Genomic DNA, 20,857 nt, shown 5'->3' on the forward strand with positions numbered 1-20,857 from the left:
AGCTCCGACACAGCACCGGTTTCTTAACATGGATTTCAGCTCGTTCACACGTGCGCCCGGTTAAGTCGCGGACATGAACACGCTGACCGTCCACAGCAGGGCGGCCCGACGACCGGCGGACGCCGGCCGGGCCCGGATCACCGTGCTCGCCGTCGGGGGCACGGGCGAATCCTGGATCGACGATCCCCGCACCGAGGTCACCGGCATGCTCAGCCACGTCGTGGCGGACCTCGACGAACGCTTCGTCGGCCGGTGGGTGGGCTATCCCGCCTCGTACGGGCCGGTTCCGGTGCGCGACGGCATCTCCTTCGCGGAGTCCGTCTCCATCGGCGTCGAGCGCCTGCTCACCGCGATGACCGAGGTCGACGGGCCCGTCGTCCTCATCGGCTACTCCCAGGGCTGCACGGTGGTGCGCCGCGTGCTCGGCGTGATGGACTCCGTCGTCGGCGGTCCCGAGCTGGCGCCTGTGCTCGCCGTCGGATTGATCTCGGACCCCGAACGGCCGCACGGCAGCGATCCGGCGCTGTGCGGCTCCGGTGTGGCGGGCGACGGGCCGTCGGTGCCCGAGGGGCTGCCGGTGCAGTGGATCTCGCACCCGCAGGACGTGATCTGCAACGCGAGCGTCGACTCCTTCGTGCGCGACATCGCGGACGCGACCGCCTACCTCACGCTGCGCGATCTCGCGACGTGGGCGCCGCGCGCCGCGGGCGAGTACCTCGGTCACCGCTTCCAGAACGCGACCCGTACCGCCTTCGGTTCCCGGCAGTGGCGCCGGGACATCGACCGGCTGCGCACCGCCGGCCGGGAGATCCTGGGCTACCTGCCCCGCGTCAATTACCGCGGCCGCGACTACAACCTGCGCGGCGATCGGCACACCGCCTACGCGACGGAGCCGCTGGCCCGGCTGCGGCACGAGGACTACGAGCTGACCGGCTGCCAGATCCTGGCGCAGTGGTTGCAGGTCCAGGCGACCTTCGCGGCTCCGGCGGCGCCGGATCGCCCCGCCCGGGCCCCGCGGAGCGGTGCAACCGCCGCGGCTGGTCTAGAGTCGGGGAAGTATCTGCAGGCGGGCTGACCCGGAGGAAGAGCGAAGTGGCACGTGACACCGAGAGCATCGAGCGCGACATCGAGCGCGCCCGGGAGCAGCTGGCGGCGACGCTGGATCAGCTGGGGGAGCGCGCGGATCCCCGCAAGCTCGCCGAGCAGGCGCAGCAGTCGGTGGTCGCCACCGTGACCAAGCCCCCGGTGCTGGCGGCGGCTGCGGGCGTCGCCGTGGTGGTGGCTCTCGTCGTGGTCTCCCGCTTCAAGCGCGGACGCCGCGAGAAGGAGATCATCCGCGCGCTCGCAGAGGGCAGGATCTCGCTCTGACCTCGATCAGGACGATGACGAAGGGCGGCGCCGGAACCGGTGCCGCCCTTCTCGTCTCCGCACTGCTCCTCGCCGGGTGCAGCGGCCCGCCGCCCGGCCGGGTCGCGCTGCCGGCCACCTTCCCCGCCGCCGAGGTGCCGATCGTCGGCGAGGTGCGCAAGGCCGAGACGATCGAGGTGGGACACCCGATGTGGCGGGTCACCGTCGAGGCCCGGGACACCGTCGCCGCTGCTCGTGCCCTCCTCGCCGCGGGGCTGGTTCCCGTCGCGCCCGGCGTCCCGCTGGACGCCGGGCGGATCGGGGCCGTCTACCGCGGCCACGGCTACACGGTCGGGATCTCGTCCGACGACGGTGACGTCACCTACGTCGTGAGTCCCACACCCGGCGTGTGACCTCAGGGAATCTCCTGATTCCGTGATCGCGGATCGGCGCTACGCTGGATCCATGGAGTTTCCGAAAGCACTGCTCGCCCCCGCCCGCGTGGGGCTGGCCGCAGCGGGCCTGGGGCTCGCCGCCGCCGAGACCTCGGTCGGCCTCGCGCGCGATGTCGTCGCCATGGCCGCGGACCGGATCGATCCGGGGTCGGGTGACGGGACCCGGCACGAGAATCTGATCACCGCCGCCCAGCGTGTGCCCTCGATCGTGCACCGCGTCTCGGATCTGCTCGGTGACGACGGCGCCATCCACCGCGTGGTGGGCCCGGGCGGCGCGGCCGATCGCGTGGCGGACCTGTTCAACGAGGGGGGATCCGTCGACCGGATCATCCGGCCCGACGGTCCGCTGGACCGCGCGACCCGTGACGGGGGCATCGTCGACGTGCTCACCGCGGAGGACGGTGTCGTCGCGCAGTTGGCCGCGATGACGGACGCCCTCAACCGGCTCACCCCCACGGTGTCCGCGATGAATCAGCGGATCAGTGACATCGAGACCGTGGTCGGCGCGGCGAACACCGTCGCCGAACCGGTGACGGACCTCCTGTCGAGCCTGCCGAAGTTCGCGCTGCGCACGGCGAACGAGGTCGCGAAGGCGGCCCAGCCGAGGCAGCCGCGCCCCGCACGCATCGTCACCGCTCCGGCGGTCGCGGTGCCGCCCGCGGTCGTCGTCACCCCGGTCGAGGTGGGCGAGTCGTCCGCGACGCCCGCGGAGGACGGCGGGAAGACGGGGAACTGAGCCGTTACCCGCAGCTCGGGTCGAACGGCGTCTCCTGGTAGACGCAGTAGTTCAGCCAGTTGCTGTAGAGCAGGTTGCCGTGGCCGCGCCACCGGTTGGCAGGAGGCGCGGCGGGGTCGCTCGGGAAGTAGTGCGCGGGCGGCGCAACGGGGAGGCCCTGCTCGCTGTCCCGCGCGTACTCGAGGGCGAGGGTGTCCGCGTCGTACTCCGGGTGGCCCGTCACGTAGACCTGCCGCCCGTCCCGGCTGGCGGCGAGGTAGACGCCGGCCTCGTCGCTGACGGCCAGCACGTCGACCAGGCCGGTGGCCTCGATGTCCGCCGCGGCGACGTCCGTGTGCCGCGAGTGCGGAGCCAGGAACTCGTCGTCGAATCCGGTGACGACGGGCGATCGCGCGGCGGTGAGCCGGTGGGGGAAGATGCCCGAGAGCTTCTGCGGCAGTTCGTGTTTGCCGATGCCGTAGTGGTGGTAGAGCGCTGCCTGCGCGCCCCAGCACACGTGCAGGGTGGACTGCACGTTGGACCGCGTCCAGTCGAGGATCCGGGTCATCTCCGGCCAGTAGTCCACGTCCTCGAAATCCAGACGCTCGATCGGTGCGCCGGTGATGATCAGGCCGTCGAAATGCCGATCGGCCACCTCGTCGAAGGTGGAGTAGAACGAGTCGAGGTGCTCCGACGCGGTCGTCCGGGAGACGTGGCTCGCCACGCGTAGCAGGGTCGGTTCGATCTGCAGCGGACTGTTGCTGAGCAGGCGCAGCAGCTGGGTCTCGGTGGTGACCTTCATCGGCATCAGGTTGAGGATGGCGATCCTTATGGGGCGGATGTCCTGATGTCCCGCTCGGTCGTCGGACATGACGAAGACCTGCTCCGCGGCCAGGACGGCCCTGGCGGGGAGGTCGTGGGGCACGGTGACGGGCACTCGACCAGCTTAGTTCAACGACCGTGCCGGCCCTGCGGCCCGGCGGGGTCGTCGGGGCGCGCGGCTACGTGTAGGACTTCGCGCAGACGGTGTACACGGGGTCGTCGAAGAAGTAGCTGCGGTCCCATTCACCCGAGCAGCGGCCGGAGTCCTTGAGGCCGCCCACCACGGAGACCACGGTGATGGTCCCGGGCGCGCCGCACTGTGCTGCGGCCTTGATCCACGTGCCGGGGACCGGGGCGCTGTAGCAGTAGTTCACGTTCAGGTTCGGCGTGAGGCAGTACCAGCGGCCCTTCGCGATGGAGGTCTGCTTCTCGGGGCACTTCTCGCCGGCGGGCATCACCTGGGTCACCTTGTAGGGCGAGCCGCCGTCGTCGCAGTTGCCGACCTTCGGCGCCTCGGGGACGTCGTAGAGGCAGTCGTTGATGCGGAAGAGGGCGCCCGCCCCGGCGGAGACGGACGCGGTGTCCTTGCCGGGCTCGGCGCCGTTCGAATCGCTGAGCAGGGCGGCCACGACGATCGCGGCGACGAGCGCGACGACCGACGCGACCGCCACCACCGCCACGATCACGTTGCGCGTCGAGTTGGGCTTCTTCGGGGGAGGCGGCGGCCCGGGCACGGGGCCGGGGGCGGCGGGGCCGCGGGGCGGCGTGGGCAGCGGGATCGCCTGCGAGTAGGCCTGGCCCGGCTGAGGCGGGTGCTGGCCGTCGTACGGGCCCGGTCCGGTCATGCCCCAGCCTTCTTCCCGGCCGCCTTCATCTCCTTCTTGTAGGCGCGCACCTTCTGCAGCGACTCCCCGTCGACCACATCCGCGACAGAGCGGTAGCCGGCCTTGCCGTAGTCGCCGACGGCGGTGGCCCAGCCGCGCGGTTTGACGCCGAGCTGTTTGCCGACGAGCGCCGCGAAGATCTTCGCCTTCTGCGCGCCGAAACCGGGGAGCGCCTCGATCCGCTTCACCAGGTCGGCGCCCGACGAGGCCTCGGTCCAGATCCGCTCGGCGTGCCCGTCGTACTCGTCGACGACGATCTGCGCGAGGGCCTGCAGGCGCGCCGCCATGGCACGGCCGTACCGGTGGATCGCCGGAGGAGTGGTGCACAGCTCCTCGAACCGGACCGGATCGGCGACCGCGATGTCACGCGGGTCGATGCTGCCGAATCGGTCGAGGACCTTCCAGGGACCCGCGAACGCGCGTTCCATGGGGAACTGCTGATCGAGGAGCATGCCCGCGAGCAGCGCGAACGGGTGCTCCGAGAGCACCGCGTCCGACTCGGGTTCCCCCGTGATGTGCAACGTCACCGCCATGGGCGCCACTTTACTTCAGCCGCGGCTTCGCATACGGGGACCGACGCGGCGGCTAGGGTTGCAGGTGACGGCCAAGGCGACGCGAAACGAGGAGAAGCGGATGTCGAACATCGACTACGAGGTGCGCGACGAGGTCGCCCACGTGCGGATCAACCGACCTGAGAAGCACAACGGCCTCACTCTGGACATGATCGACGACCTGGCGAGGGCCGCCGACCGCGCCAAGAACGACCGCTCTCTGCGTGCCGTGATCCTCTCCGGTGAGGGCAGCTCGTTCAGCTCGGGTCTCGATTTCGCCTCCGCGGGCAAGGAGCAGCGTCGCCTGCTGATGAACTTCGTGCCGAAGCGCATCTCCGCGGCCAACAACTTCCAGGCCGCCGGGTGGGCGTGGCGCAGCGTGCCCGCGCCCGTCATCGCCGTGGTGCACGGCCACTGCTACGGCGGTGGCCTGCAGATCGCGCTCGGCGCGGACTTCCGTTACGCCTCCACCGAGGCCGACTTCTCGATCCTCGAGGCGAAGTGGGGCCTGATCCCCGACATGTCGATCTCCGCGTCCATCGCGCAGCTCACCACCATCGACGTGGCGAAGCGCCTCACCATGACGGGCGAGATGTTCACGGCGAAGCAGGCGCTCGACTGGGGCATCGTCACCGGCGTTTCGGCCGATCCGATGAAGGACGCGCTGGAGCTCGTGGAGAAGCTCAAGGAGCGTTCGCCCGACGCGGTCGCCGCGTCGAAGGCCCTGTTCGAGAACACCTGGTACAGCGGCTCGCGGCTCTCCTTCCCCGTCGAGCAGGCGCTGCAGCTGGGCCTGATCCGCGGCAAGAACCACGTCATCGCGCGCACCGCGGCCGCCAACAAGGAGAAGCCGGTGTTCATCGAGCGGCAGTGACGCTCGCGCGGTCCGTCAGCCGCCCGGCCGGACGATGCCGTGATCGGGGGCGAAGACCTGGCCCCGCCCCTCCGGTCCGTCAGCCGCCCGGCCGGACGATGCCGTGATCGAACGCGAAGACGATCGCCTCCGCACGGTTGCGCACGCCCAGCTTGGTGAAGATCGAGCCGATGTGGCTCTTCACCGTGACGATCGAGATCACCAGTTCCGCGGCGATGTCGTCGTTGGAGAGCCCGCGGCCGACGAGGGCGAGCACGTCCACCTCCCGGGAGGTGAGTCGCGCCGAATCGCCCGACGGTGCCGGCGGTGCTGCGGCGCGGTAGGTCTCGAGTACCCGACCGGTGACCGCCGGATCGAGTACGGCCTCGCCGGCCGCCACGAGGCGGACGGCGCGGATCAGCTCCTCCGCGGGCGAGTCCTTGAGGACGAATCCCGAGGCGCCGGCCCGCAGCGCCTCCGACAGGAGATCGTCGTCGCGGAAGGTGGTGAGCACCAGGACGGGCGGGGCCGAGGCGGACGCCGTGAGTGCCCGCGTGGCCTCCATCCCGCTCATCCGCTTCATCCGCAGGTCCATGAGCACCACGTCGGGGGAGGTCTCGGCGACGGCGGCGGCCACCTCGTCGCCGTCGGCGCACTCGCTCACCACGTCGAATCCGTCGCGGCGGCGCAGGATCCGGCGCAGGCCCAGGCGGACCAGGTCCTGGTCGTCCACGAGCAGCAGGCGGATGGGCGGTTCGGTCACGACGGCTCTCCCTCGGTGATCGCCTCGGTGGGGGTGGAGACGGGGAATTCCGCTTCCACCAGCCAGATCCCGTCGATGGGGCCGGTCGTCAGGCGGCCGCCCACGCTCTCGACCCGCGCGCGCATCCCGTCCAGTCCCGTCCCGCCGGGGGCGCGCCGCGCACCGTCGGGCACGGGGCAGGAGACCCGGACGCCCAGCACGCGGCCCGGCGCCGACGTGATGCTCACGCAGACCTGTGCGCCTGGAGCGTGTTTGACCGCGTTCGCGAGTGATTCCTGCACCACTCGGTAGGCTGCGAGCCCCGCGGAATCGCTCATGCCGGCCGCCGTCGCGCGCTGGTCCAGGGTCACTGCGAGCCCTGCCCGCTCGAACGACGCGACCAGTTCGGGGATGTCGGAGAGACCGGGTTGGGCCGACCCGGCGACGTCGGAGCGCAGCAACTCGATGGTCGAGCGGATGTCCTTCATGGCGGTGCGCCCCTGGGTCTCCGCGTCGCGCAGGGCGTCCACGGCCTCCTGCCGGTCGTCGTCCGACTCGAGTGCCCGGCGGGCCGCCGTCACGTTCAGCAGCACGACGGCGAGCGAGTGCGCCACGACGTCGTGCACATCGCCGGCGATGGCCGCCCGCTCGAGCGCGGCTCTGCTGGCCTGCGCCCGCCGTTCGGCGCGCAGCAGCAGGAGCTGGTTCTGCATCAGCCGGCCGACGGCGGCGCCGAAGGCGACGGTGAGGGCGATCATCCACGCCTGGTGGACGGCGCCGAGCACACCCGCGCTGACCACCACGGCTTCGTACACCACGAGGTGCACGGCCGTGACCTTGATCGGCGTCACGGCGGCGACCTGCGTGATGGCGAGTACCAGGATCAGGGGAACCACGTCGAGCGACGTGGGCACCGTCCAGAACAGCCCGGCGGCGATGAGGACCGTGACGGAGTGCGCGGTGAGCGAGAGGTGATCGGTGCGGACGAGCGTGGCGAAGGAGTGGACCAGCGACAGGACGGCCGCCACCGCGAGGAAGACCCACTGGAGGCCGTCCGGACGCGCCAGGATGCGCGGCACGATCGCCTCGACCACGAGCGCCAGCATCGCCGCCTCGGTGATCACCATGTAGTACGGCGGGTATTCGTAGCCGATCGCGGTGAATGCGCGCGCGTAGCGCGCCTCCAACCACCGCAGCCAGCGCATGAGCCCGATGGTAGTCCCGCCCACGGCTCCGGTCGTCCACCCTGGGGCGGAGGCGGACACCCGACCCCGGGCGGACGCCGATTCCCGTCCTGGGCACGCTGACCTGCGCGGTCCTGCTTCGTAGCGTGGGAACCGACTCGGAACACACACCGAGCGCCGGGAGAAGGAGAAGGCCATGATCACCGTTCTCGTCATCGCAGCGTTCGTCGTCGCCCTCGCGTGGCTCACCCACGACCGTGACGGCCTCGACTACGCCGCGCGCGACATCCACCGTGCGATGGCCGAACGCGACCACCGGACCGGGCCGTTCGGCACCGTCGTTCCCTGACGATCCGGTTCGACCGCCCGCGCGTCGTGCGCGACGTGCACAATCGACGTAGGAGGACGATATGACCACGATCACACGCGCCGTCCGATCCGGCATCGGCAGTGGGCTGGGCGGCACCGTCGCGCGTACCCTCTCGATTCCGGAAGCGGCCTGGCACCTCCGCGAGCCCGGTCGGGCCGGCATCAGCGGCGGGACCTCCGACGATGCCGGCCCCGTCGACGAGGAGGGCGCCGCCGACCTGTGCTCCGCACCCGCGCTGCCGATGGGGCCGCTGCGCGCATCGCTGACCTACACGTTGCGCGAGGGCGACGTGATCTTCCGTGCGGTCGACCGCTACGGCGACGTCTTCCGGTCCGAGTTCATGGGCGGTCCGGGCCGGATCGTCATGGTCTCCAATCCCGCGCACATCGCCTCGCTGATGTCGCGGCCCGAGGGTGCGCCGTCGGCTACCCGGTTCTCGCCGCTGCGGCCCATCGTGGGGCCGGACTCGGTGCTCACGGCCGTCGGCCCGCGGCACAAGCAGCAGCGCGGCCTGCTGCTGCCGCAGTTCCACGGCCGCGCCGTGGCGGAATATCAACAGCGCATCGACGCGGCCACCGAGCGCCGGATCGACGAGTGGCAGCCGGGGGAGCCGGTGGCGCTGGCGGACATCGGCCAGCAGATCACGCTGGACGTGATCATGTCGGCGGTCTTCGGCATCGACGACGAGTCCGGCGCCACCAGAGCCGAGCGCGCGGTGCGGTCGTCGATGATCCGGCTGCTGCACCTGTCCACGCACCCACTCGCGACCGCGGTCCAACTCGTGAACGCACGCAGCCGGGAACCGCGCGGCGTGCTGAAGATGGTGCTCCGTCCCCTCGACGCGGCGATCTACGCCGTGATCGCCGAGCGGCGTCGCGAGGGCGCCGACGGGCCGGACGGCGGGGGCCGCTCCGACATCCTGACGGTGCTCATGGCGGCGCGCGGCGACGACGGTGCGCCCCTGGGCGACAGCGAGATCCGGGACGAGCTGCTCACCCTGGTGCTCGCGGGGCACGAGACCACGTCGAACTCGGTGGCGTGGACCTTCGAGCGTCTCACCCGCAATCCCGAGGTCTACCGTCGCGCCGTGCTCGCCGCCCGCGAGGATGACGAGGCCTACCTCGAGGCGCTGATCAACGAGTCGATGCGCAGCCGCCCGGTGGTGCCGGTGGTCGCGCGGGAGCTGCTGTCGGACTGGCGGTTCGGTCCCTACATCGTGGACCGCGGAGTGATCGCGCTGATCTCGATCCTCCTTCTGCACCACCGCGAGGACCTCTACCCGCGTCCGTACGCCTTCGACCCCGAGCGGTTCCTCGGCGTCAAGCCCTCGCCGCAGAAGCTGATGCCCTTCGGCGGGGGCAACCGGCGGTGCCTCGGATCCGGGCTGGCGATGGCGGAGTTGCGCGTGGTGGTCACCCAGATCCTCAAGCGGGTCGACCTGGCGATGACCGACGCGCCCGCGGAACAGCCGAAGCACCGCAACGTCACCATGATTCCGGGAGCCGGCGGCCTGGTGACCGCGCTCGCCCGGAACTGAGCGCCCAGACCCGGCCGCCGCGTCGGGGCGCCTAGGCTCGCGTACCGCGCTCGTCGCCGAGCCGGATCGGGGCGATGTCGGTGAAGACGTCACCCGGCCCGGGGTTGGTCGACGGTGCGCTCCCGCCCAGGTGGTGCACCACCCCCCACACCGCGTTCAGCGCTGTCTGCAGCGCGCCCTCGGCCCACCCCGCGGTCCACGAGATGTCGTCGCCGGCGAGGAAGAAACCGCGGTGCCGAGGGTCGAGCCGTTCCTGCATGAAGTGGGTGTAGAGCCGCTCCTGATACCGGTAGTGCCCGGGCAGGTTCGCTTTGAAGGCGCCCATGAAGTACCGCTCCGTCTCCCAGGAGACGGTCTTCGGCGTGGCGATGATGTGACTGCGGATGTCCACGCCCGGGTAGATCTCGCCGAGCGACTTGAGCATCAGGTCCAGTCGCGCGTTCACGTCCAGCGGCAGGACCTTGAGCGAGTCGTCGGACCAGGTGTAGGACAGGCAGATCACGCCCGGCCGGTCGGGGCCGTGGTCGAGCAGGTAGGTGCCGCGGCTCATCCGGTCGGTGAGGGTCATCGACATCGTGTCGCGGCCCGTCGCGGGGTCCACATCGCGCCAGAACGGGCGGTCGACGAGCGCGAAGACCTTGGAGCTGCCCATGTAGTGCGTGCGCTCGACCGCGGTCCAGTGGTCGATGGGGAGCAGGTCGTCGTCGCAGTCGATGGTGTTGAGCAGCATCCACGCCTGGCCGGTGAAGATCGCGGCGGGGTACGTGCGGGTCTCGCCGCCGGCGTCGACCAGCGTGTACCGGGGCGCGCCACCGGGGCCGGCCGTCCGGCGGATCGCCGTCACCGCAGGACGATGAGTGCCGCCGTTGAGGTCTCGCACGGACCGGACACCGTCGAACGGGCCCTCCCAGAGATGCCTGGGCAGCCGGTCCGAGCCCCCGACGATGCCGCGGTGGTGATCGTCCGCGGCGGTGCAGGTGACGCGGAGGATCTCCAGCATCGAATTGGGGTAGTCGGTGTCCCAGCCGCCGGTGCCGAAGCCGACCTGTCCGAACAGCTCCCGGTGCGCGAAGGATCGGAAGTGCTTCGACGCGGTGAGGAAGCCGTAGAAGGTCTGATCGTCCAGTTCCTCCACGAGCCTCGACCACACGGCCCGGATGCGGCCCGCGTCGCGCGCGCGGATCGCGTCCTGCAACTCGGCGGCGTCGGCGTAGTCGGCCAGCGTGGCGTCCCAGGCACGGGCCACCTCCGCGAACTCCGGCGGCAGGTCGGCGGCCGTGCGCGCGTAGTGACTGCGGCCCTTGAGGTCGATGACGGTGCTGGGCGTCGCCTCCGCCAGCGGGTTGGGGAAGGCCTCCGTCCGCAGTCCGGCGAGGTCCAGATAGTGCTGCAGGGTGGTCGATGAGGGCGGGAAGCGCATGGCGCCCATCTCCGCGACGAGGTCGTCGTCGTAGCCCTCGAAGCGCTCGCTGCGCATCCGCCCGCCGATCCGGTCGGCCTCGTAGACCACGGGTTTGAGGCCGATCCTGGCCAGCTCGTAGGCCGCCGTGAGGCCGGCGAGGCCCGCGCCGATCACGGCGACCTCGGTGCCGCGCGCGGCCTCGGGGACGGAGCCGAGGCCGTCGGGGTGGGTGACCCAGTCGTCGTAGGCGAACGGGAAGTCCGGGCCGAACATGGTCAGGGGCGCGTCCGATCCGGACGGGCCGTGGGCGGGCATGGCGGGTTGAGTCATGCGGGCTCCTCGGGTGGTGGTGCTCAGTACAGGTCGCTGCGCCGGTCGCGCAGGTAGGTGTTGGCGATGCGGGCCTCGCGCAGGGCCTCGACATCGGCGGTGAAGGTCAGGAGTTCCTCGGCGCGGCCGGCGCGGGCCAGGACCTCACCGTCGGGTCCGGCCGCGGTGCTCAGACCGCAGTACTCGAGCGAGGTCTCGCGGCCACAATGGTTGGTGTAGGCGATGTAGAGCTGGCTCTCGAAGGCGCGCACCGGCACCACCTGCTCGGCGATCCTGCCGAAGGGTTCCATGAGACCGGTCGGGATCAGGAGCAGATCGGTGCCGGCGTCCGCGTGGGCGCGCACCGCCTCGGGGAACTCCACGTCGTAGCAGATGAGCAGCCCGCAGGTCAGGCCGCCGAGGGCGAAGGTCACGGGCAGCTCGCCGCCCGGCGCGAAGACGGCGCGGTCGAGGTCGCCGAACAGGTGGGACTTGCGGTAGTGCGCGAGCTCGGCACCGTCGGGACCGATGACGGTGGCGGCGTTGAAGACCCGATCCCCGTCCCGCTCCGGGTACCCGGCGACGACGGTGACGCGGTGGCGGCGGGCGATGGCGGCGATCGCGTCGTGGTACTCGCCGCCGCGGGGGCGCGCGAGTTCCGTCGTTGCCGCACCGATGTCGTAGCCCGTCACCGACAGCTCGGGCGTCACGAGGAGCTGCGCGCCGGCGGCCGCGGCGCGGGCCGCGGCGTCGTCGATCGCCGTCAGGTTCCGCGCGACGTCCGGCTCCGGACCGAGTCCCTCCGGACCCTGGTACATCCCGACGGTGACCGTCATCGCGGTGCCTTCGAGAGGTCGGTGCCCCGCAGCCGCGAGTGGCTGTAGCCGTAGGCGAAGTAGACCACCAGCCCGACCGCGGACCAGATGCCGAACGCCGCCCAGGTTGCGGGTTCGAGCTGCAGCATGAGGTACACGCAGAAGCCGATCCCCAGCACCGGGATGAGCGGGAAGAGCGGCGTCTTGAAACTCCGGGGCAGGTCCGGCCGGTTGAACCGCAACACGATCACACCCACGTTGACCAGGGCGAAAGCGAACAGCGAACCGATCGACGTGGCGTTCGCGAGTTCGCCGAGGGGAACGAAGCCCGCGAGCACGGCGATGATCACGCTGACGATCACGATGTTCCGGACCGGTACGAAGGTGCGCGGGTTGACCTTGGCGAAGACGCGCGGCACCAGTCCGTCGCTGCCCATCGTGTAGAGGATGCGAGTCTGGCCGTACATGACCGCGAGCACCACGCTCGCGATCGCGATGACCGCGCCGACCGAGAGGATCACGGCGGGCCAGGTGCTTCCCGTGACGTCGGTCAGGATCTTCGCGAGCGAAGCCTCGGTGCCACCGAACTCCTGCCAGGGCATCGCACCGACTGCGGCGAGGGCGACCAGGCAGTACAGCACAGTGATGATGGCGAGGGAGAGGATGATCGCGCGCGGGAGGTCCCGCGTGGGGTTCTTCGCCTCGTTGCCGGCGGTGGACGCGGCGTCGAAACCGATGTAGGAGAAGAAGACCATCGCGGCGGCCGCCGTCATCCCGTCGACGCCGAAGGGCATGAACGGGCTCAGGTTGCCCGACTTGAACGCGGTGAAGGCGATGGCGCAGAAGAACACCAGGACGCAGACCTTCAGGATGACCATCGCGGTGTTCAGTCGCGCGCTCTCCGTGGCACCGCCGATGAGCACGAGGCACGCGAGCGCCACGATCACCATGCTCGGGATGTTCACGATGCCGCCGTCGCCCGGCGGCGCGGCGAGGGCTGTCGGCAGTTCGACGTTGAACAGGGTGCGGAGGAGCTCGTTGATGTACTGGCCCCACCCGACGGCGACGGCGGCCACGGAGACGCCGTACTCGAGGAGCAGACACCAGCCGCAGACCCACGCGAAGAACTCGCCGATGGTCGCGTAGGCGTAGGAGTACGAGCTGCCCGAGACGGGAATGGTGCCCGCCATCTCGGCGTACGAGAGCGCGGAGAAGAGCGCGGTGACCGCGGCGAGGATGAACGCGACGATCACAGCGGGTCCGGCCTTGGGGGTGGCCTCCCCGAGGATCACGAAGATGCCTGTGCCGAGGGAGGCGCCGATGGAGAGCGCGGTCAGGTGACCCAGCCCCATCGATCGCTTGAGTTGGGGTCCCTCGTGTTCAGCGGCGCTGTCGGCCAGGATGCGGTCGACGGGCTTGCGGGCGATCAGACCCGCGGCGAAGGGGTTCACCGGGCGTTCACCGCGAGCACGGACAGCAGCTCGTAGGCCACGTGGGCGGCCGCGATGCCGGTGAGTTCCGCGTGGTCGTAGGGCGGCGCGACTTCCACGACGTCTGCGCCCACCACGTCGGTGCCCACCAGCGCGCGGATCGTGTTCAGCAGCTCCCGGCTCGTCATGCCGCCGGCCTCGGGCGTGCCGGTGCCGGGCGCGTGCGCCGGGTCCAGGACGTCGATGTCGACGGAGACGTAGACGGGGCCGCCGGCACCGTCGGGCCCGGCGAGGCGCCGGCGCATGCGCTCGATGACGCTGTCGAGTCCGTCGTTCTCGTAGTCGTCCGACCGGATCACCTGGAACCCCAGCACGCCGTCGGCGGTGAGATCCTGCTCGCCGTACAGCGGGCCGCGGATGCCGATGTGCATGGACCGCTCCAGGTCGATCAGGCCCTCCTCGCTGGCCCGGCGGAACGGGGTGCCGTGCGTGTACGGCGCTCCGAAGTAGGTGTCCCAGGTGTCGAGGTGGGCGTCGAAGTGCAGGACCGCGACCGGCCCGCTGTCGGCGGCGACGGCGCGCAGGATCGGCAGGGCGAGCGTGTGATCGCCGCCGAGCGTGAGCACCTTGGAGCCCGCGCCGCGCAGGCGCGTGATCTCCGTCTGCACGGTACCGAGTGCTTCGACGATGTCGAACGGGTTCACCGCCAGGTCGCCGGCGTCGGCGACCTGGTGCACGGCGAACGGGGAGACGTCGAGCGCGGGGTTGTAGGGCCGCAGCAGCTTCGACGAGGCCCGGATGTGCCCGGGGCCGAACCGTGCGCCGGGGCGGTAGCTCACGCCGGAGTCGAAGGGGATGCCGAGCACCGCGACGGCGGCGGAGTCGACCTCGTCGAGGCGGGGGAGGCGGGCGAAGGTGGCGGGGCCGCAGTAGCGCGGGATGAGGCTCGCATCGACCGGTCCCCGGGGGCAGGACTGGGGCTGTTCGTCTTCAGGCACGAATGGATCCTCTCGCAGGGGCTGCTTTTGTGGGCAGGATCACATAGTGTGGGACATCGACCGACTTGTCAACTCGAGTTTCCTGAAAGGAAACATCTGTTGGATGTGATTGTCCCGGGTGCGGATGCCGTTCTCCCCGTGCCGGATCAGGTGGGCGCCGCGCTCAAGGCCGCCCGTCGCGCCCGACGCCTGACGCTCGCGGACGTCGCAGAGCACGTCGGGGTCACCAAGGGGTACCTGTCGAAAGTGGAGCGCGGCCTCGCGGCGCCGTCGATGGCGGTCCTCGTCCGGACGTGCGAGGTGCTCGACGTCCCCGTCGGCTCGCTGTTCGACGGTGGCGCGGCCGGCTCGGTGGTGCGCGCCGACGCGTATCCGCCGGTGCGGTTCGGCGGCGATGGTCTCGCGGAGTTCCTGCTCACCCCGTCGGGGGAGCAGCGGGTCCAGGTGCTGCTCAGCGAGATCGAGCCGGGCGGCGGCAGCGGCGACGAGGCATATGCTCTGCCCGCCGAGGTCTCCTTCGTGCTCGTGCAGCGCGGCCTCCTGCGCCTGGCCTTCCCGCCGGAGCCGGAGGTCGAGCTGGCCGTCGGCGACGCGATGACCTTCGATCCCGGCCGGCCGCACACCTTCGCCGCCGGTGTCGACGGCGCCCGCGTGCTGTGGGTGATGGCGCCGGCGCTGCCGGCTCGGTCGAAGCGGGAGGGCTCCCCCGTCACGCCCCGGTGAATCGCGGCGGGCGCTTGTCCAGCATGGCGGCGACGGCCTCGTGATGGTCGGCCGTGGAGTGGGCGATCGTCTGCATGGCCGCGGAGAGCTCGAGCAGCGCGTCCAGGCTCTGGTGCTGCCCCTCGCGCAGCAGGCGTTTGGTCATGCGCAGCGCCTGCGGCGGGTTGGCCGCGACGCGGTCCGCGAGCGCACGGGCCGCGGCGAGCAGCTCGTCGGGCTCGACGACGCTGGAGACCATGCCCCAGTCGAGCGCGGTCCGCGCGTCCACCGCGTCGCCGGTGAAGGCCATCTCGGTGGCCCGCGCCATCCCGACGATGCGCGGGAGCAGCCATGCGCCGCCGTCGCCCGGGATGAGTCCCACCTTGACGAAGCTCTCCGCGAAGACGGCCTTCGTGGACGCCACCCGCAGGTCGCACATCATCGCGAGGTCGCAGCCCGCGCCGATCGCGGGGCCGTTGACCGCGGCCACCGTCGGGACCTCGCAGTGGTACAGCGCCCGCGGGATGCGCTGGATCCCCTGCCGATAGCCCTGGCGCTGCTGCGCCGCAGTGCCGCCGAACATGCCCTCCTTGTCGCGCATGTGCTTGACGTTGCCGCCGGAGCTGAACGCCGAACCGGCTCCCGTCAGGATCGCCACGCGCACCCCGTCGTCGCGGTTCACCTCGTCGACGGCGCGCTCGATCGCCGCGATCATCGCCTCGTCCGAGACGGGGTTGCGTGCGGCGGGGTCGTTCAGCGTCCAGGTGACGACGGAGCCGTCGCGCTCGATCAGGAGTGGTTCGGTCATGGGGGAGACCCTATGCCTTCGGGATCCGCGACGGGGGCGTGCCGAACTCGGCCGTGAATGCGGCGGTGAAGGCCGCCGGGGTCGAGTAGCCGAGGCGGCCCGCGGTCTCCGTCACCGTTGCGGTGCGGAGCAGGGGGAGAGCCGCGAGGAGTCGGGCCCGGCGCCGCCAGACGGCGGGACTGGAGCCCGTCGCGGCGCGGAAGCGACTGGTGAAGGCGCGTTCGCTGCGGCCGCAGCGGGCCGCCCACGCCGCGTTGTCCACGGCGACGTCCGGCGCGGCGAGGTACGCACGGCAGAGCTCGCGCAGCTCCGGATCGGTCGGCAGCGGAACGTGCAGGGGTAGCGGTGTCAGTGCCGTGATCTCGTGCAGGAGCAATGCGGTGATCGCGGCGTCGCGACCGCTCTCGTCGCGGTCGGCCTCGATGTCGACGGCCGCGAGGAGGAGTTCACGGAGCAGGGGCGTGACCTCGACGACGGTGCAACGCGCGGGCCACCAGGGCACCGCTGTCGGCTCGATGTAGAGACTGCGCGTGCTGACGCCGGCGTAGCGGACGCCGTGCTGCACCCCGGGCGGGACGAGAACGGCGCGATCGGTCGGCACCGTCCACGCGCCGTCCGTGGTGTCGACCTCCATCACGCCCGTGGCGGCGTAGAGGAACTGCGCCCGGCGGTGGGTGTGCGGCTCCTGGCGATGCCCGTCGGGGTAGTCGGTGCCGATCGGGAGGACGTCACGGGGGAGGTCGTCGAGATCGTCGACAGGGATGTTCCGCACGGTTCGAGGCTACCGAGAATCGAAGGAGATCGACTCACTATCGATTGCCGGTAGCCCGAGCGCTCCGGTGGAATCGGAGGAGTGAGTGCAATGGTCATCCTGATACTGGTCGGAGTCGCCTCGGGCGTCACGACGGCGATGTTCGGGTTCGGCGGCGGCTTCGTCGCCGTGCCGGTGCTGATCTGGGCAGACGCCCACCTCGGCGGCGACGCCGCCCGGGTCGCGGTCGCGACCTCGTCGGTTCTCATGGTGGTCGGCGCCGCGACGGCGACGGCATCGACGCGGCGCGATCTGCTCGCGGAAATGCGCGGCAGCCGCCTGCCACTGCTCCTCGCCGCGGGCGGCGTCGTCGGGGCCGTGGCCGCCCGTCACGTGCCCGGCGACGTCATCGCGGTGGGATTCGTCGTGTACCTGCTGCTGACCATCGCCTCGGTCACCGTCCGGCCCGGCTTCCTGGAGCCCGTCGTCGACGGGGCGCGGCCCATACCCGCGGTGGCGGGGCTTCCGATCGGGGCGGTCGCGGCGTTCCTCGGCGTGGGCGGCAGCGTGGTGACGGTGCCCATGATGCGCCGCGCGGGCCATCCCATGGCGGTGGCGACGGCGCTGGCGAACCCGCTGACCCTCGCCGTGGCGCTGCCGGCCACGGCCGTCTTCCTGCTCTTGTCCGGGGGGCGGCCCGCCGGTGCGGGGCCGGGATTCGTGGGCGCCGTGGACGTGCGCGCCGCCCTCGCCCTCCTGGTCGGATCCCTGCCCGTGATCGTGGTGCTGCGCCGCCGTGGCCCGCGCCTGTCCGATCGCGCGCACGCGCGCTGGTACGTCGGTCTGCTCGTGGCGGTCACCGTCGCGATGGCGGCGACGCTGTTCCGATAGCGGTCAGGCGGGCCAGTCGATCGCGAAGCGGCGCACCAGCACCCGCTCGCCCGCCGGTGTCACCCGGACGGCGCGGTAGGTGGGGAGGCGCTCCGCCCAGCCCACGGCGAAGAAGCGATCGCACAGCGCCCGTCCGGCACCGCCCGCGAGGTGGTGGCGCGTCTCCGTCCAGTCGATGCAGTACCGGACGAGAGGGCGGCCGGCACCGTCGGGAAGCGCGACCCCGAGGTCCGTGAGGAACGCGCGCCCGTCATCGGTGAGGCGGTAGTCCAGTTCCCGCCCGGCGGACGCGGGACGGTCCTCACCGTCGTCGTGGAAGAGACCGTCGCCGCCCGTGATCCGGCCGTGGTCGAGGAGTGAGCCCATGATCGCGACTCCGAGCCGGCCGGCGAAGTGGTCGTAACAGGTGCGGGCGGTGCGCAGCCGCTGCGCGCGCGTGGTGGCTTTCAGCGAGCTGACGGGCTGGGGCGGGGCGAAGGCGGCGAGCCGCTCGACGAGGTCGGCGACCTCGGGTCCGGCGATCCGGTACCAGCGGTGGCGGCCCTCGGAGCGGACGGCGAGCAGCCCACCGTCGACCAGTCTGCGGAGGTGGCCGCTCGCGGTCGGCCGGGAGACCCCCGCCTCGTCGGCGAGGACCCCGGCCGCGAGTTCGCGCCCGCCCAGCAGCGACAACAGGATTCGGCTGCGGGTGCGATCGGCGAAGAGTTCCCCGATCCCGGCCAGATCCGCATCACCCGACATCGCAGCGCGCCTCCTTCCGGTCCGAGGCGGTGGCGCCGACGCTGGTGACCACCCCGACCACGAGTATGGCCGCGACCGCGGCGAAGGTCAGCGCGAGCGCCGTCGACGTCCGCCCGATGGCGTTGTAGACCGCCCCGAATCCGGCGACGCCGAGCGCACCACCCGCCTGGCGGGCGCAGTTGAGTACCGCTCCCGCCAGGCCCGCGTGTTCGGTGGGGGCCGCGCTGAGTGCGACCGCGGTCATGGCGGGCATCGCGAGGGAGGCGAGGCCGACCAGTCCCATCCCGATGACGACGGCGGTGGGGTGCGCCGCCCCAACGGCGACGACAGCGGCCCCGAAGGCCGCGCTCGTGAAGCCTGCGACCATCGGCGCCCGGGGCCCGGTCCGCGCGGTGACGAAGCCGCTGGCGATGGAGCCGACCGCGACCACGACGGTCATCGGCAGGATCGCCGTGCCGGTCCGCAGGACGGAGAAGCCGTGGACGTCCTGGAGCGCCAGGCCGACGACGAGCAGCGCGCCGTAGAGCGCGAAGTTGAAGACCAGCCCGGTCACCACCGCGCCGCGGAACGGCCCCGGCGCCAGCATGCCGCGCGGGATCATCGGTGCGGCCGCGGTGCGCTGTGCCGCGAGGAAGCCCCAGGTCGCGGCGGCCGTCGCGACGAGGAGCGCCAGCGCGAGCCCGGCGCGCCCCTGGCCGAGTTCGATCAGCGCGGCGGTACCGAGGCCGAGGGCGACGGCGCCCACTGCCGCGCCACCCACATCGAGCGGACGGGAGTGTCGGAGTGAGTTCGGCACCGTGACGAGCACGGCGACGCCGGCCAGGATCGCGATCGGCGTGCCCACCCAGAACACGGCGCGCCAGCCGGTGCTCGCGCCCAGCAGTCCGCCGATCGGCGGTCCGGCGGCGAAGCCCGCACTGGCGATTCCGCCCCACACTCCGAGCGCGCGGGCGCGCTCCGCGGCGCCGGGATACAACTCTCCGATCATCGCCAGCGAACTGGGCAGGATCATCGCCGCCGCCACGCCCTGCAGCACACGTGCGGCGATCAGCGCTGACCAGCCGGGAGCGAGCGCGCACGCCGCGGTGGCCAGTGCGAACAGCGAGAAGCCGAGGACGCAGACCTTCCTTCGCCCGAAACGGTCCGCCGCAGGGCCCGCGAGCAGCATCAGCGCCGCGAACGGGATCGCGTATCCGTCGACCGCCCACTGCGCGAGTCCGAGGCCGCCGCCCAGGTCGCGGGTCATCGACCCCAGGACGACGTTGACGACGGTGGCGTCGAACTGGATCAGTCCGAACGCCACGGACAGGGCGAGGAGGGCGACGGTGCGCCGTCGTGCGGAAGGCATGTCTCCAGCCTGGAGCTGGAAAGGTTCGGTGCCCGCCGAACTGTTCGGCACAGTTCCCGGGTGGGTGATTTCCGCCCGTGCGAACCCATGCCGTAGCATGTTGCGAGCGTCGACAGACGTACGCGGGCGTAGCTCAATGGTAGAGCCCTAGTCTTCCAAACTAGCTACGCGGGTTCGATTCCCGTCGCCCGCTCAGTTGGACAGGCCCTGGCCGGAATGGGATTCCGGCCAGGGCCTGTCGTCATCTCAGGGGGCGAGGCGCCCGCGAGGGCAGCCGCCGGGGTTTCGTGCGGTGCGAGCGCTGGCAGCGCTGAGTGGCGGTGAGCCTCAGGTGAAAGCGCTGCGGTGATCGCGGACCCAGCTCGCGTAGTCGCGCGCAGGTCGCCCCAGGACCCGCTGCGCTGTACCGGTCGGCCGGGCAGGGTGCTCGGCCGCGACCTCGAACGATCGCAGGAGCGAGTCGACGGCCGGAAGAGGGACACCAGCCGCCGTGAGGCGTCGCCGGACTTCGTCGGGCTCGATCGGACGGACGTCGATCGGCGTGCCGAGCTCGCCGGCGATGACGGCGAGTTGCTGTCGCGAACTGAGCACCTCGGGGCCGGTCACATGCAGCGGGCCGCCGGGCTCGCGCGTACCCAGCAGCAGTGCGGCGGCCATGTCAGCGACGTCCCGCTCGTCGACGGGGACCATCGGCACGTCGAGGTACGGGGCCTCCGCGAACCGTGCGGCTCGCACCGTCGGACCCCACCAGTGCGCGGTGTTCATCGCGAACGGAACAGGCCGCAGCACGTGCCCGACTCCCGAAAACCCTTCCACGACCGCCTCGAGGCAGCGATGATGCGCTCCCGTCGCGCTCCGGGGATCCGTCACCGACGCGGTCGACAGGTGCACCAGTCGGTGGGCGCCCGCGGCGTTCGCCGCCGCGACGATCGCGGCGAGCCGTTCCTCCGCGCGCTCACCCAGTGCGGGCGCGATGATCATCAGCGCCGAGCATCCGTCCAGCACCTCGTCTGCCGGAGTCGCTGAGGAGACCACGTCGACGCCGACGGGGAGGCCGACGGTGGCAGGGGTGCGACTCGTCGCACGGACGGCCACCTCGTGGGCGACGAGATGCTCGGTGACACGGCGCCCGATGACGCCCGTCGCTCCGGTCACGATAATCATGCGCGCCGCCGTCCGCAGTCGGGAGGAGATCCGAGTCG

23 protein-coding genes and 1 tRNA gene are annotated in these 20,857 nt (G+C 71.5%); 10 read left to right on the top strand and 14 right to left on the bottom strand.

What is annotated here, in order from left to right; genetic code table 11:
- Nucleotides 1-73 precede the first annotated feature (73 nt).
- From FK268_RS22660 to FK268_RS22675, 4 genes are read left to right on the top strand one after another with little or no spacing between them, the layout of a single operon-like run.
- Nucleotides 74-1,075: a PE-PPE domain-containing protein gene (locus FK268_RS22660; protein WP_146437717.1), complete on the top strand. Its 1,002-nt coding sequence runs from the start codon at nucleotides 74-76 to the stop codon at nucleotides 1,073-1,075.
- Between the two features lie 17 nt (nucleotides 1,076-1,092).
- A complete protein-coding gene (locus FK268_RS22665; protein ID WP_068536376.1) occupies nucleotides 1,093-1,368 on the top strand; it encodes a DUF3618 domain-containing protein in 276 nt (91 codons plus the stop codon).
- A gap of 14 nt (nucleotides 1,369-1,382) precedes the next feature.
- Entirely contained in the window at nucleotides 1,383-1,760 is a 378-nt protein-coding gene (locus FK268_RS22670; protein ID WP_146437718.1) for a hypothetical protein, read from the top strand.
- 52 nt (nucleotides 1,761-1,812) lie between these two features.
- Nucleotides 1,813-2,538, top strand: coding sequence for a hypothetical protein (locus tag FK268_RS22675; protein WP_146437719.1), 726 nt, complete (start codon nucleotides 1,813-1,815; stop codon nucleotides 2,536-2,538).
- A gap of 4 nt (nucleotides 2,539-2,542) precedes the next feature.
- Here FK268_RS22675 and FK268_RS22680 read toward each other — a convergent pair whose 3' ends face one another.
- The 3 genes from FK268_RS22680 to FK268_RS22690 form a co-directional block, all read right to left on the bottom strand.
- Entirely contained in the window at nucleotides 2,543-3,454 is a 912-nt protein-coding gene (locus FK268_RS22680) for a homoserine O-succinyltransferase (protein WP_146437720.1), read from the bottom strand.
- A 64-nt stretch (nucleotides 3,455-3,518) separates the two neighbouring features.
- Nucleotides 3,519-4,184, bottom strand: coding sequence for a hypothetical protein (locus tag FK268_RS22685; protein WP_146437721.1), 666 nt, complete (start codon nucleotides 4,182-4,184; stop codon nucleotides 3,519-3,521).
- Nucleotides 4,181-4,756 (bottom strand): HhH-GPD-type base excision DNA repair protein, encoded by a 576-nt coding sequence (locus tag FK268_RS22690; RefSeq protein ID WP_146437722.1) that lies wholly within the window; start codon nucleotides 4,754-4,756, stop codon nucleotides 4,181-4,183. The genes FK268_RS22685 and FK268_RS22690 overlap by 4 nt, the downstream gene beginning before the upstream one ends.
- 100 nt (nucleotides 4,757-4,856) lie before the next feature.
- On the opposite strand from FK268_RS22690, the gene FK268_RS22695 reads away from it, so the two are divergent.
- Nucleotides 4,857-5,648 (top strand): crotonase/enoyl-CoA hydratase family protein, encoded by a 792-nt coding sequence (locus FK268_RS22695; RefSeq protein WP_146437746.1) that lies wholly within the window; start codon nucleotides 4,857-4,859, stop codon nucleotides 5,646-5,648.
- 79 nt (nucleotides 5,649-5,727) lie between these two features.
- Here the strand turns inward: FK268_RS22695 and FK268_RS22700 are convergent, their stop codons facing one another.
- Nucleotides 5,728-6,390, bottom strand: a complete 663-nt coding sequence (locus FK268_RS22700) for a response regulator (protein WP_146437723.1) — start codon at nucleotides 6,388-6,390, stop codon at nucleotides 5,728-5,730.
- The gene (locus FK268_RS22705; RefSeq protein WP_146437724.1) at nucleotides 6,387-7,574 is read right to left on the bottom strand and encodes a sensor histidine kinase; all 1,188 of its coding nucleotides are present in this window, start codon (nucleotides 7,572-7,574) and stop codon (nucleotides 6,387-6,389) included. Before FK268_RS22705 ends, FK268_RS22700 begins: the two co-directional genes overlap by 4 nt.
- Nucleotides 7,575-7,749: 175 nt before the next feature.
- On the opposite strand from FK268_RS22705, the gene FK268_RS24375 reads away from it, so the two are divergent.
- Together FK268_RS24375 and FK268_RS22710 are read left to right on the top strand one after the other, a co-directional pair.
- Nucleotides 7,750-7,902, top strand: a complete 153-nt coding sequence (locus FK268_RS24375; protein ID WP_158636203.1) for a hypothetical protein — start codon at nucleotides 7,750-7,752, stop codon at nucleotides 7,900-7,902.
- 61 nt (nucleotides 7,903-7,963) lie between these two features.
- Nucleotides 7,964-9,460, top strand: coding sequence for a cytochrome P450 (locus tag FK268_RS22710; RefSeq protein ID WP_146437725.1), 1,497 nt, complete (start codon nucleotides 7,964-7,966; stop codon nucleotides 9,458-9,460).
- Between the two features lie 31 nt (nucleotides 9,461-9,491).
- On the opposite strand, the gene FK268_RS22715 is transcribed toward FK268_RS22710, so the two are convergent.
- From FK268_RS22715 to speB, 4 genes are read right to left on the bottom strand one after another with little or no spacing between them, the layout of a single operon-like run.
- Nucleotides 9,492-11,192 (bottom strand): flavin monoamine oxidase family protein, encoded by a 1,701-nt coding sequence (locus FK268_RS22715; RefSeq protein ID WP_146437726.1) that lies wholly within the window; start codon nucleotides 11,190-11,192, stop codon nucleotides 9,492-9,494.
- Between the two features lie 23 nt (nucleotides 11,193-11,215).
- Nucleotides 11,216-12,007, bottom strand: coding sequence for a carbon-nitrogen hydrolase family protein (locus FK268_RS22720; RefSeq protein ID WP_146437727.1), 792 nt, complete (start codon nucleotides 12,005-12,007; stop codon nucleotides 11,216-11,218).
- A complete protein-coding gene (locus FK268_RS22725) occupies nucleotides 12,004-13,437 on the bottom strand; it encodes an amino acid permease (RefSeq protein ID WP_146437728.1) in 1,434 nt (477 codons plus the stop codon). Before FK268_RS22725 ends, FK268_RS22720 begins: the two co-directional genes overlap by 4 nt.
- Nucleotides 13,434-14,414, bottom strand: a complete 981-nt coding sequence (gene speB, locus FK268_RS22730; RefSeq protein ID WP_146437729.1) for an agmatinase — start codon at nucleotides 14,412-14,414, stop codon at nucleotides 13,434-13,436. Before speB ends, FK268_RS22725 begins: the two co-directional genes overlap by 4 nt.
- Nucleotides 14,415-14,552: 138 nt before the next feature.
- On the opposite strand from speB, the gene FK268_RS22735 reads away from it, so the two are divergent.
- On the top strand, nucleotides 14,553-15,137 hold the full coding sequence (locus FK268_RS22735) for a helix-turn-helix domain-containing protein (protein WP_231707231.1): 585 nt from the start codon (nucleotides 14,553-14,555) through the stop codon (nucleotides 15,135-15,137).
- Here the strand turns inward: FK268_RS22735 and FK268_RS22740 are convergent.
- Both FK268_RS22740 and FK268_RS22745 read right to left on the bottom strand, forming a co-directional pair.
- Nucleotides 15,124-15,924 carry a crotonase/enoyl-CoA hydratase family protein gene (locus FK268_RS22740; RefSeq protein WP_146437730.1) on the bottom strand — a complete coding sequence of 267 codons (801 nt, stop codon included), beginning with the start codon at nucleotides 15,922-15,924 and terminating at the stop codon, nucleotides 15,124-15,126. The two genes, FK268_RS22735 and FK268_RS22740, sit on opposite strands and share 14 nt — an antisense overlap.
- Nucleotides 15,925-15,934: 10 nt before the next feature.
- Nucleotides 15,935-16,696 carry an AraC family ligand binding domain-containing protein gene (locus tag FK268_RS22745; RefSeq protein WP_146437731.1) on the bottom strand — a complete coding sequence of 254 codons (762 nt, stop codon included), beginning with the start codon at nucleotides 16,694-16,696 and terminating at the stop codon, nucleotides 15,935-15,937.
- 90 nt (nucleotides 16,697-16,786) lie between these two features.
- Here FK268_RS22745 and FK268_RS22750 point away from each other — a divergent pair, with 90 nt between their 5' ends.
- Nucleotides 16,787-17,566: a sulfite exporter TauE/SafE family protein gene (locus FK268_RS22750; protein WP_146437732.1), complete on the top strand. Its 780-nt coding sequence runs from the start codon at nucleotides 16,787-16,789 to the stop codon at nucleotides 17,564-17,566.
- Nucleotides 17,567-17,569: 3 nt separating this feature from the next.
- Here the strand turns inward: FK268_RS22750 and FK268_RS22755 are convergent, their stop codons facing one another.
- Both FK268_RS22755 and FK268_RS22760 read right to left on the bottom strand, forming a co-directional pair.
- Nucleotides 17,570-18,307, bottom strand: a complete 738-nt coding sequence (locus FK268_RS22755; protein WP_146437733.1) for an ArsR/SmtB family transcription factor — start codon at nucleotides 18,305-18,307, stop codon at nucleotides 17,570-17,572.
- Nucleotides 18,297-19,655 carry an MFS transporter gene (locus FK268_RS22760; protein WP_158636204.1) on the bottom strand — a complete coding sequence of 453 codons (1,359 nt, stop codon included), beginning with the start codon at nucleotides 19,653-19,655 and terminating at the stop codon, nucleotides 18,297-18,299. The genes FK268_RS22755 and FK268_RS22760 overlap by 11 nt, the downstream gene beginning before the upstream one ends.
- 122 nt (nucleotides 19,656-19,777) lie before the next feature.
- On the opposite strand from FK268_RS22760, the gene FK268_RS22765 reads away from it, so the two are divergent.
- A tRNA-Gly gene (locus FK268_RS22765) sits at nucleotides 19,778-19,848 on the top strand.
- Nucleotides 19,849-19,982: 134 nt separating this feature from the next.
- Here the strand turns inward: FK268_RS22765 and FK268_RS22770 are convergent.
- Nucleotides 19,983-20,810 (bottom strand): NAD(P)H-binding protein, encoded by an 828-nt coding sequence (locus FK268_RS22770; RefSeq protein ID WP_158636205.1) that lies wholly within the window; start codon nucleotides 20,808-20,810, stop codon nucleotides 19,983-19,985.
- Between the last annotated feature and the right edge of the window lie 47 nt (nucleotides 20,811-20,857).

The sequence above is a fragment of the Tsukamurella sputi genome (assembly GCF_007858445.1).
GTDB classification, from domain to species: Bacteria; Actinomycetota; Actinomycetes; order Mycobacteriales; family Mycobacteriaceae; genus Tsukamurella; species Tsukamurella sputi.

What these genes read in the sequence shown, in the direction of transcription:
- FK268_RS22740 (WP_146437730.1), bottom strand. Translation starts at nt 15,924, where the DNA reads ATGACCGAACCACTCCTGATCGAGCGCGACGGCTCCGTCGTCACCTGG.
- FK268_RS24375 (WP_158636203.1), top strand. Translation starts at nt 7,750, where the DNA reads ATGATCACCGTTCTCGTCATCGCAGCGTTCGTCGTCGCCCTCGCGTGG.
- FK268_RS22755 (WP_146437733.1), bottom strand. Translation starts at nt 18,307, where the DNA reads ATGTCGGGTGATGCGGATCTGGCCGGGATCGGGGAACTCTTCGCCGAT.
- FK268_RS22760 (WP_158636204.1), bottom strand. Translation starts at nt 19,655, where the DNA reads ATGCCTTCCGCACGACGGCGCACCGTCGCCCTCCTCGCCCTGTCCGTG.
- FK268_RS22685 (WP_146437721.1), bottom strand. Translation starts at nt 4,184, where the DNA reads ATGACCGGACCGGGCCCGTACGACGGCCAGCACCCGCCTCAGCCGGGC.
- FK268_RS22695 (WP_146437746.1), top strand. Translation starts at nt 4,857, where the DNA reads ATGTCGAACATCGACTACGAGGTGCGCGACGAGGTCGCCCACGTGCGG.
- FK268_RS22675 (WP_146437719.1), top strand. Translation starts at nt 1,813, where the DNA reads ATGGAGTTTCCGAAAGCACTGCTCGCCCCCGCCCGCGTGGGGCTGGCC.
- FK268_RS22715 (WP_146437726.1), bottom strand. Translation starts at nt 11,192, where the DNA reads ATGACTCAACCCGCCATGCCCGCCCACGGCCCGTCCGGATCGGACGCG.
- FK268_RS22720 (WP_146437727.1), bottom strand. Translation starts at nt 12,007, where the DNA reads ATGACGGTCACCGTCGGGATGTACCAGGGTCCGGAGGGACTCGGTCCG.
- FK268_RS22690 (WP_146437722.1), bottom strand. Translation starts at nt 4,756, where the DNA reads ATGGCGGTGACGTTGCACATCACGGGGGAACCCGAGTCGGACGCGGTG.
- FK268_RS22670 (WP_146437718.1), top strand. Translation starts at nt 1,383, where the DNA reads ATGACGAAGGGCGGCGCCGGAACCGGTGCCGCCCTTCTCGTCTCCGCA.
- FK268_RS22750 (WP_146437732.1), top strand. Translation starts at nt 16,787, where the DNA reads ATGGTCATCCTGATACTGGTCGGAGTCGCCTCGGGCGTCACGACGGCG.
- FK268_RS22705 (WP_146437724.1), bottom strand. Translation starts at nt 7,574, where the DNA reads ATGCGCTGGCTGCGGTGGTTGGAGGCGCGCTACGCGCGCGCATTCACC.
- FK268_RS22710 (WP_146437725.1), top strand. Translation starts at nt 7,964, where the DNA reads ATGACCACGATCACACGCGCCGTCCGATCCGGCATCGGCAGTGGGCTG.
- FK268_RS22660 (WP_146437717.1), top strand. Translation starts at nt 74, where the DNA reads ATGAACACGCTGACCGTCCACAGCAGGGCGGCCCGACGACCGGCGGAC.